Consider the following 8382-nt stretch of genomic DNA (forward strand, 5'->3'; position numbering starts at 1 on the left):
ACACCCCCCCGGGGCACCCCGCCCCCACCCTAAAGTTCTTCTTACGGTTCCCCCGGCTGGGGCGGGGGGGGTGCCCCCCTACCGGGCACAGCACATCCGAACGGAGCATCCGACATGACCGGATACCGATCATGACCGCCGCGCGACACTTCTCACCGGGCAGGTTCACGACCGAGTCCGGCGTGGACCTGCCCGGCGCGCGGCTGTCCTATCGCACGCACGGCGCCCTTGCCCCCGACGGCCGCAACTGTGTGCTGCTGCCCAGCTACTACACCGGCACCCACCGCAGCTACGAGCCGTGGATCGGGCCGGGCCGGATGTTCGACCCGGCGGAGTGGTTCGTGGTGACGGTGGACATGTTCGGCAACGGACTGTCCACCTCGCCATCGAACTGGACACGCGCGGAGCGATTTCCGCTGATCACCGTTGCCGACAACGTGCGCGCCCAGCACGCCCTGCTGGAATCACTCGGGGTGAGGAGCATCGCCCTGGCAGTGGGGTGGTCGATGGGCGCGTTGCAGTGCTACGAGTGGGCGGTGCGCCACCCGGAGATGGTGCGCGCCCTGCTGCCGGTGTGCGGGGCGGCGCGCTGCTCGGATTTCAACCGGGTGTTCCTGGCGGGCGTCGCGGCCGCGCTGGCCGCCGATCCCGCCTACCCCGGGGGCACGCCGGTGGCCGGGCTGCGGGCCTTCGGGACCGTGTACGCGGGGTGGGCGTACTCGCGAGACTTCTTCGACACGCGCACCTACCTGGAGCTGGGCTACTCCTCGGTGGAGGATCTGATCGAGGGCTGGGCCCGCGACCACGAGGGCATGGACGCCCGGGACCTGATGGCCATGCTCGACACCTGGCGGACCGCCGACATAGGCCACGGCAGACCGGGCGGATTCGAGGCCGCGCTGGGCTCGATCACCGCGCACACCATCGTCATGCCTGGCACCACCGACGCCTATTTCACGCTCGCCGACAGCGCGCGGGAGGCCGAGCTGGTCCCCGGCGCGCGATTGCGGCCCATCGAGTCGGATCTCGGGCACATCGCCGGGCGGCCCGGCATCAGGAAGGCGGAGACGGACATGATCGCGGCGGCGGCCGCGGAGTTGCTGGCACTGGCCTCCGACGACCGCTGACCGGCCACCGAAGACGGTTCGGCAATCGCACGGCCTGCTATCGCTGCACAGCGTCCGGCGCAGGCAGGCGTCGACGCGGGCCGAGAAGCTCCGCGAGCTGCGCAATTCGGTGCCCATCCTCAGCTCGGTGGTGCTGCCACCGTCGCGGTGGCCGCGCGCCGCCGACGAGTCGCGCGTATGGTCACCGACCGGACCAGCAGCCCCAGCACGCAGCTGCCGAGCATGGTGACGCTCATGGTGACCATGCTCGTGTCCAGGGTGGAGATGGCCGGGCCGAGGGATCCGCCGACGCCGAACTGGACCAGGCCGATCACGCCGACGGCCGCGCCCGCCCTGGCGCTGTGGGCTTCCAGTCCGAGGGCGATCGCATTGGGCAGCACCAGCGCGACCGAGGACACCGCGAGGAACTGCGGGACGAGCAGCGCGGGCAGCGGCAGTCCGGCGAGCGCCGCGACGACCAGCGCCGCGGAGGCCGTCCCGCCGATCGCCAGGCCGATCCCGAGGGTGCGCGCCGGGCCGATCCTCGGGACCAGCGCCGAACTCAGGCCCGCGGTGGCGACCATGCCGCAGGCGTTGAGCGCGAAGACCAGCGAGAACGCCTGCGCGCTGAGGTTGTGGTCGTCCTGGAGTACATAGGAACTCATGGTGATGTAGGTGAACAGCAGGCCGGAGGCGCAGCCGACCACCAGGGTGAAGCCCACGAAGCGCGGATCGCGGCCAACGATCGCGAAGTTCGCCGCGACGGTGCGCAACCCGCCGCCGGACGGATTCGGGTGGGTCTCCTGGATGCGGAGTGCGGCCGCGATCAGCAGGGCGCAGCCGATGAGGGACAGCGCGACGAACAGGCCGCGCCAGGAGGTCACGTGCATGAGCTGGCCGCCGAGGAGCGGGGCGAGCACGGGTGCCAGGCCGGTCACCATGACGAGTAGCGAGAAGATTCGCGCCGCGGCCTCGGTGTCGAAGAGGTCGCGCACGATGGCCCGCGCGATCACGACCCCGGCGCCGCCCGCGATGCCTTGGACCAGGCGCAGGGCGATGAGCGTTCCGGCGCCGGAGGTCAGCGCGCACAGCAGCGAGGCGATGGCGTAGACGGCGACGCCGATGAGCAGCGGCTTGCGGCGGCCGAAACGGTCGCTCAGCGGACCGACGACCAGCTGGCCGAGCGCCAGGCCGATCATGCAGGTAGTCATGGTGAGCTGGCCGGTCACCGAGGAGATGCCGAGATCGTCGGACAGGTCGGGCAGCGCGGGCAGGTAGAGGTCCGTCGACAGCGGCCCGAACGCCGAGAGAGCGCCGAGGACGAGAAGCACGGAACGCCCGACTCCAGGAGCCGAGGCGCCGGCCTCCGCTGATCGTGTGCTCATTCCGCCTCCCGGGTCCGAGGGGCCGCGAAAGGTCACCCGTTCCCCGGAATCCGCGGCCGTGGTGGGTCACACGGTAACCACGCCGGTCCCCGATGGCCCATGTCCGCCTTCCGGCCGGTGGAATGCCGGCTACCGGGTGTCGGTCGCCTCCGCGGGCTCGACCACCGACGCGGGCTCCTGACGCCGACGCGTCCCGCGCGAGATCGCGAACAGGACGAGCAGCCCGAGGACGCAACTGGCGAGCATGGCCATGCTCATGGTGACCATGCTGGTGCTCAGGGTCGAGATGGCGGGGCCGAGAGATCCGCCGATGCCGAACTGGACCAGGCCCATCACCCCGGCGGCCGCACCCGCGCGGGCCCCGTGCGATTCGAGTCCGAGGGCGGTGGCGTTGGGCATCACCAGGGCGATGGAGGACACCGCGAAGAACAACGGGACCAGCAGCACGGGCAGCGGCAGATCGGCGATACCCGCCACGGCCAGCACGAACGAGGCCCCGACGCCGACGGACAGGCCGAGCCGGAGGGTGCGCGCGGGTCCGATGCGGGTGACCAGCGCCGAACTCACCCCCGCGGTGGCGACCATGCCGCAGGCGTTGAGCGCGAAGACCAGCGAGAACGCCTGCGAGCTGAGGCCGTAGTCGTCCTGCAGGACATACGAACTCATGGTGATGTAGGTGAACAGCAGGCCCGACGCGAAGCCGACCACCAGGGTGAAGCCGACGAACCGGGGGTCACGGCCGACGTGCGCGAAGTTCGCCAGAACGGTGCGCAGACCGCCGCCGGAACGATTCGGGTGGGATTCCTCGATGGCCGACAGCGCCGCGATCAACAGCGCGCAGCCGATGAGCGACAGGGTGACGAACAGGCCGCGCCAGGAGGTCACGTGCATCAGCTGGCCGCCGAGGACGGGAGCCAGCACGGGCGCGATGCCGGTCACCATGGCCAGTAGCGAGAAGATCCGTGCCGCGGCCTCGGTGTCGAAGAGGTCGCGCACGATGGCCCGCGCGATCACGATGCCCGCGCCGCCCGCGACGCCCTGCACCAGGCGTAGCGCGATGAGGGCGCTCGCCGTCGGCGTCGACGCGCACAGCAGCGAGGCCAGCGCATAGATGGCGACGCCGAGGAGCAGCGGCTTGCGGCGGCCGAAGCGATCGCTCAGCGGGCCGACGGTCAACTGGCCGAGTGCCAGGCCGATCATGCACGCGGTCATGGTGAGCTGGCCGGTGACGGAGGAGACGCCGAGGTCGTCGGACAGATCGGGCAGCGCGGGCAGATAGAGATCCAGCGACAGCGGACCGAACGCCGACAGGGCGCCCAGCACGAGGATCACCGACCGTGCGACAGGGCGCGCCGGTGCGGCGGCCGCCGATGAGCCCGCAGTCATTTCCGTCTCCCGAATCCCGGGTCCGGGATGGCCGCGACTGTGCGCCCGTGCCCCGGAACCCGCGCAGCGAGTGGTACCGCCTTACGGTAGCCACCCGGTCGCCGGAGCCCCGCGCCCGCCTTCCCACCCGACGGAGTGCCGGATATCGGACGGGCGCTCGGGCGGCCGAGCCAGCGCCTTCAGCATGCAGCTCGAGCTTCCGGGCCCATAACAGCGGGAAGGCCACATGGAGATCAGCACCATCAGCGCGACGCCAGAAGCGGTACACAGGCCTCCCGAGACCGCCGTGCCCGGCATGGTTACCAGGCCAGCGTGACGCCATCGGCCTTCACACTGCCGAAGAAGCGCTTGCCGACATCGGTGCCGCCGTAGTTGTAGGCGTCGAGAATCTCCGCCAGTTCGTCGACCAGCGCCTGTAATCGCGGGCTCGCGCCGCGCACGCCCCACTCGTCCTCGACCCAGCCCCACTCCTCGGGCACGTTCTCCAGGGTGATGACGATCCTGCCGTAGAAGGGGGCGTCGACGTTGTAGTAGATCTCCGATGGGGCGTCCCGGATGGGGTTGACCAGCGCCAGCTCGCTCGGTGACTCCGAGGCCGAGAGCGTCTTGGCGAACACGATGTCCTCGCGGACCAGTTCCACGATGCGCTCGATGTCCGCGTGCCTGCCCGCCCGATCGAAGCGCGCGCCGTACACCCGTCCGGTGACAGTCCTGCGCGCCTCGGCGCCGGATTTGACCAGGATGCGGTCGAGCATCCGTTGTGCCGCGGCTCGTTCGGCCGGTCCGGTGTTCGGATGGTCGATCAGAGCCCGCAGCCGGGCAATCCTCATGCCGAGCCCAACTGCCATGGGCTCACCCTACCGAGACAGAGATCACTCGAGCGGCCGGACTGCGCAGATCAGATCGGCGAGTCGCGTTCGGATACGGCCGTCTAGGGTGGGGTCGCCGCGCCCAGGAGAGTGCGGCGAGGTCGAGCACAGGAGCGGTGATCGCATGGAGGTGGTCGCATGGAACTCCCCCCGCTGATTCCGGTGGGCACGGCGGCGTCGTTCCCCGGCGGAGTGTTCAACGAGCGCCATCCGAAACTCGTCGAGCAGGTGATTGCGGCGCACCCCTACGGCGAGCGGCAGCGGCGGGCGCTGCGGCAACTGCTCGCCGAATCCACCTCCGGGGTGGTGGCACGGCTGGCGGGCGAACCGGCGGACGGCCCGCGCTGGGCGGAGTGGGGCCGCGAGTGGTGGGGGCGGCCGTGGAGCGAGACGCCGTTCCTGTGGGCCGAGAGCTACTTCTACCGCCGGCTGCTCGCGGCCGTGGAGTACTTCGAGCCGGGCATCTGGCACGCCATCGACCCGTTCGCGCCCGCCAAGAACGCCGAGCTGAGCGGGCCGGAGGTGGAGGCGGAGCTGGCGGCGCTGGCCGAACTCGCCGACGCCGCCGACCGCGACACCGTGGGCGACGCGCTGGTGCGCTCGGCGCTGTGGGGCAACCAGGCCGATCTCGGCTTCCGGCTCACCGGCGGGAGCGAGGCCCGCACCGCCCTGCTCGCCGACGACACCGCCTTCCTGTGGGAGCGGCTGGCGGCGGCCGAGCATCCGACGGTCACCGTGATCGCCGACAACGCCGGCCGCGAACTGCTGCCCGACCTGGTGCTCATCGACCACCTGCTCACCGCGCGCGGCGTCCGCGCGGTCGCGCTGCACCTGAAACCGCAGCCCTACTACGTCTCCGATGCCACCATGGCCGACCTGCTCACCCTGCTCGAAAGGCTCTGCGGCCATCCCGGGGAGCACATCCGTCGTATCGGCGTCCGCCTGCGCGCGGCGATCGCCGGGGGCGTGCTGTCGGTGCGGACGCACCCGTTCTACTGCTCGCCGCTGGAATACCGGGACATGCCAGGGGATCTGGCCCGCGAGCTGGCGGGGTCGACGATCACGGTGCTCAAGGGCGACCTCAACTACCGGCGCCTGGTGGGCGACCGGTACTGGCCCGCCACCACCGAGTTCGCCACCTGCGTCGACTACTTCCCCTCCCCCGTGCTGGCCTTGCGCACCGCCAAGTCCGATGTCGCGGTCGGCCTCTCGGCCGCGCGGGTCGCCGAACTCGACGCGGGCGAACCGCGGTGGCGGACCTCGGGCGAGCACGCCGTCATCCACGCGGCCCCGCCCGGCGCTGTCGGCGGGCGGCGCTACTGTGCCTGACCATGGTCAGTCCCGACACGGCCCTGCGCCGGCTCCAGCGTGATATCGCGAAACTGTTGCAGCCATACGGTTTTCACGGCACCGAGCCCACGTGGATACGCGTCCAGGACGAGGGCGTCGCGACCGTCGGGCGGTCGAGGGTCGCGCGCACCTGGACCGACGGGCAGCAGACCCTCACCTTCGGGCTGACCCTCGACGCCACCCCCGCCGCGTGGTGGCGGTACTGCCGCGCGCGGGCCGAGGCGGCGGGCCTGTGACCGGTCGCGCTGACGGCCGCCACCGGCCCCGGCCTGCTTGCCCGGCACCCGGGACCGGGCGAGCCACCCGCACCGTGGACGCTCCGGGTCGACCGGGAGCAGCCAGGCGGGCACGCGCTGGCCGCCGACATCGAGACCATCCGGGCGGAGCTGCCGCGCCGGGTGCACGCCTACGCCAGGCGCGCGGTGCATCTGCTGGAACCGGGGCGGTATCTGGCGGAACTGCTGGCGCTGCCCGATTCGGACGCGCGGATCTGGGAGGCGATCGTGGTGCTGCGCGCCGACGACGGACCGGGGGCGGAGCTGGACGAGGCGATCGCCCGGTTGCGGGAACGCGCTGCCCGCGAGGGTGATCCGGCGTGGGCCGACGAGGTGGCCGGGTACGCGCGCCGCGCCGCCCGATCCGCCGACCCCGTCGGGTGAGGCGGCTGCGCTAGCCGGCGAACGGGCCGTCGGCGACCGGCAGGTCGAGCGCGCGGACGCCGTCGGCGAGCAGACGGTGGGCGTCGGCGTCGCCGTCGAGCGCACGGCTGGTGCGGCGGTGCACCCGCCAGCCCTCGGCGGTGCGGGTCAGGCGCCAGTGGTGGGCGGTGGCCCTGGCGACCAGGAAGCGACCGTCGCGGTGCAGGACGAGCAGGGAGTAACTGGCGGCGGTGGCGGTGTCGGCGCCGGGGTCCACCGTCACGTGCACCGGTCCCTGGAAGTGAGCGCAGCCGTGGGCGATCAGATTCTGGTGCGGCGCGGAGCGGACCATCGCGGCGATCTCGGCGCGGCCGGACATGAACAGACCGTCCACGTCGTACACGCCGTCCTCGGTCCACAGCGCCGCCACCTCCTCGGCGCGGCCGTCGTCGACGAGCGGGCCGTAGGCGGCGACCAGGCGCTGGATCTCGCGCTCGTCCTCCAGCAGTCGCAGCCGCGCCTCCAGGGCGGCGAGGCGCCGCTGCTCATCCATCGCTGTCCTCCGTTCCCGCCGTGCGCGGCGTCGCGCTCTCCGCGGTCGCGGCGGCCGGTTCGGCAGCGCCTGCCCGCGCGCCGGAGTTCGCGTCGGTCCGGCGAGCCGCGAGATCGGCCAGGGCGGTGAGCTGTTCGCAGTAGTGACCGGCGGACTCGGCCGCGATCGAGACGTTCACGGTGGTGGCGCCCGCGGCGGCGGCCGCGTCGATCCGGCGTTCGGCGGCGGCCGGGTCGCCGAGCGGGTCGAGCGGGCCCGCGGCGAGGACGACCTCGAAGCCGGGGGGCGGGTCGGTCTCGGCGAGCATGTCGGCGGCGGTGCGGTAGGACAGGGCGAAAGGCGTCCAGCCGTCGGCGAGTGCGATCGCACGGCGCAGCGAGCGCTTGGTGCGGCCGCCTATCCACAGCGGCACCCGGGGCTGCACGGCGTGTGGGTCGACCAGGAAGCCGTCGAAATCGTAGTGCTCGCCGTGGTATTCGGGAACCGGCCTGCCGAGGGCGGCGCGCAGGGCGCGCAGGGCGTCGTCGGCGCGCGGGCCCCGGCCCTCGAACGGCGCGCCGAGCAGGGCGAATTCCTCTTCCAAGGTGCCCACGCCGAGGCCGAGGGTGAGCCTGCCGCCGGAGACGACGTCGAGGGTGCCGTAGCGCTTGGCGATCGCCAGCGGGTGGTGGTAGCCGAGCACGAGCACCTGGGTGACGAACCGGATGCCGGTGGTGCGGGCGGCGAGATAGCCGAAGGTGGCCAGCGGGTCCCAATAGGTGCCGCCGCGTCGCTCGGCGACGGGCACCGGGACGGCGACGTGCTCGCTACAGGTCAGGTGCGCGAAGCCGAGGTCGTCGGCGTGGGCGGCGATGCGGGCCAGTTCGGCGATGCCCGCGTGGCGCTCCCAGTCGGAGTGCGCGCCTGGCACCTGTGTGACCACGGGGGTGGCGATTCCGAAGCGCACGGCTCAGCCCTTCTGCCCGGCGGGCAGATCACGGGCGGCGAACAGCGCCCGCATGCGTTCGTGCGATTTCAGCAGCAGCAGGGCGCGGTCGAGACCGTTGCGCCGCGCCACCGCCTCGGCATTGCCGCCCGCGATCCACAGCGGGCCGT

General features: G+C 72.2%; 9 protein-coding genes. 4 read left to right on the top strand and 5 right to left on the bottom strand.

What is annotated here, in order from left to right; translation table 11 throughout:
- Positions 1-131 precede the first annotated feature (131 nt).
- The gene (locus tag QH283_RS19055; RefSeq protein ID WP_280504344.1) at positions 132-1127 is read left to right on the top strand and encodes an alpha/beta fold hydrolase; all 996 of its coding nucleotides are present in this window, start codon (positions 132-134) and stop codon (positions 1125-1127) included.
- Positions 1128-1246: 119 nt separating this feature from the next.
- On the opposite strand, the gene QH283_RS19060 is transcribed toward QH283_RS19055, so the two are convergent.
- The 3 genes from QH283_RS19060 to QH283_RS19070 all read right to left on the bottom strand — a co-directional run bounded on the left by QH283_RS19060 (position 1247) and on the right by QH283_RS19070 (position 4725).
- Positions 1247-2491: a multidrug effflux MFS transporter gene (locus QH283_RS19060; protein WP_280504345.1), complete on the bottom strand. Its 1245-nt coding sequence runs from the start codon at positions 2489-2491 to the stop codon at positions 1247-1249.
- 129 nt (positions 2492-2620) lie between these two features.
- Entirely contained in the window at positions 2621-3877 is a 1257-nt protein-coding gene (locus tag QH283_RS19065; protein WP_280504346.1) for a multidrug effflux MFS transporter, read from the bottom strand.
- 299 nt (positions 3878-4176) lie between these two features.
- Positions 4177-4725 (bottom strand): hypothetical protein, encoded by a 549-nt coding sequence (locus tag QH283_RS19070; RefSeq protein ID WP_280504347.1) that lies wholly within the window; start codon positions 4723-4725, stop codon positions 4177-4179.
- 159 nt (positions 4726-4884) lie between these two features.
- On the opposite strand from QH283_RS19070, the gene QH283_RS19075 reads away from it, so the two are divergent.
- The 3 genes from QH283_RS19075 to QH283_RS19085 all read left to right on the top strand — a co-directional run bounded on the left by QH283_RS19075 (position 4885) and on the right by QH283_RS19085 (position 6755).
- Positions 4885-6075 carry a damage-control phosphatase ARMT1 family protein gene (locus tag QH283_RS19075; RefSeq protein WP_280504348.1) on the top strand — a complete coding sequence of 397 codons (1191 nt, stop codon included), beginning with the start codon at positions 4885-4887 and terminating at the stop codon, positions 6073-6075.
- A 2-nt stretch (positions 6076-6077) separates the two neighbouring features.
- Positions 6078-6332, top strand: a complete 255-nt coding sequence (locus QH283_RS19080) for a hypothetical protein (protein ID WP_280504349.1) — start codon at positions 6078-6080, stop codon at positions 6330-6332.
- A 162-nt stretch (positions 6333-6494) separates the two neighbouring features.
- The gene (locus tag QH283_RS19085; RefSeq protein ID WP_280504350.1) at positions 6495-6755 is read left to right on the top strand and encodes a hypothetical protein; all 261 of its coding nucleotides are present in this window, start codon (positions 6495-6497) and stop codon (positions 6753-6755) included.
- 10 nt (positions 6756-6765) lie between these two features.
- Here the strand turns inward: QH283_RS19085 and QH283_RS19090 are convergent, their stop codons facing one another.
- Together QH283_RS19090 and QH283_RS19095 are read right to left on the bottom strand one after the other, a co-directional pair.
- Positions 6766-7287 (bottom strand): nuclear transport factor 2 family protein, encoded by a 522-nt coding sequence (locus QH283_RS19090; RefSeq protein ID WP_280504351.1) that lies wholly within the window; start codon positions 7285-7287, stop codon positions 6766-6768.
- On the bottom strand, positions 7280-8233 hold the full coding sequence (locus tag QH283_RS19095; RefSeq protein WP_280504352.1) for a TIGR03619 family F420-dependent LLM class oxidoreductase: 954 nt from the start codon (positions 8231-8233) through the stop codon (positions 7280-7282). Before QH283_RS19095 ends, QH283_RS19090 begins: the two co-directional genes overlap by 8 nt.
- Positions 8234-8382 lie beyond the last annotated feature (149 nt).

Source organism: Nocardia farcinica (genome assembly GCF_029867845.1).
GTDB classification, from domain to species: domain Bacteria; phylum Actinomycetota; class Actinomycetes; order Mycobacteriales; family Mycobacteriaceae; genus Nocardia; species Nocardia farcinica_A.

What these genes read in the sequence shown, in the direction of transcription:
- QH283_RS19065 (WP_280504346.1), bottom strand. Translation starts at nt 3,877, where the DNA reads ATGACTGCGGGCTCATCGGCGGCCGCCGCACCGGCGCGCCCTGTCGCA.
- QH283_RS19075 (WP_280504348.1), top strand. Translation starts at nt 4,885, where the DNA reads ATGGAACTCCCCCCGCTGATTCCGGTGGGCACGGCGGCGTCGTTCCCC.
- QH283_RS19090 (WP_280504351.1), bottom strand. Translation starts at nt 7,287, where the DNA reads ATGGATGAGCAGCGGCGCCTCGCCGCCCTGGAGGCGCGGCTGCGACTG.
- QH283_RS19060 (WP_280504345.1), bottom strand. Translation starts at nt 2,491, where the DNA reads ATGAGCACACGATCAGCGGAGGCCGGCGCCTCGGCTCCTGGAGTCGGG.
- QH283_RS19055 (WP_280504344.1), top strand. Translation starts at nt 132, where the DNA reads ATGACCGCCGCGCGACACTTCTCACCGGGCAGGTTCACGACCGAGTCC.
- QH283_RS19070 (WP_280504347.1), bottom strand. Translation starts at nt 4,725, where the DNA reads ATGGCAGTTGGGCTCGGCATGAGGATTGCCCGGCTGCGGGCTCTGATC.
- QH283_RS19080 (WP_280504349.1), top strand. Translation starts at nt 6,078, where the DNA reads ATGGTCAGTCCCGACACGGCCCTGCGCCGGCTCCAGCGTGATATCGCG.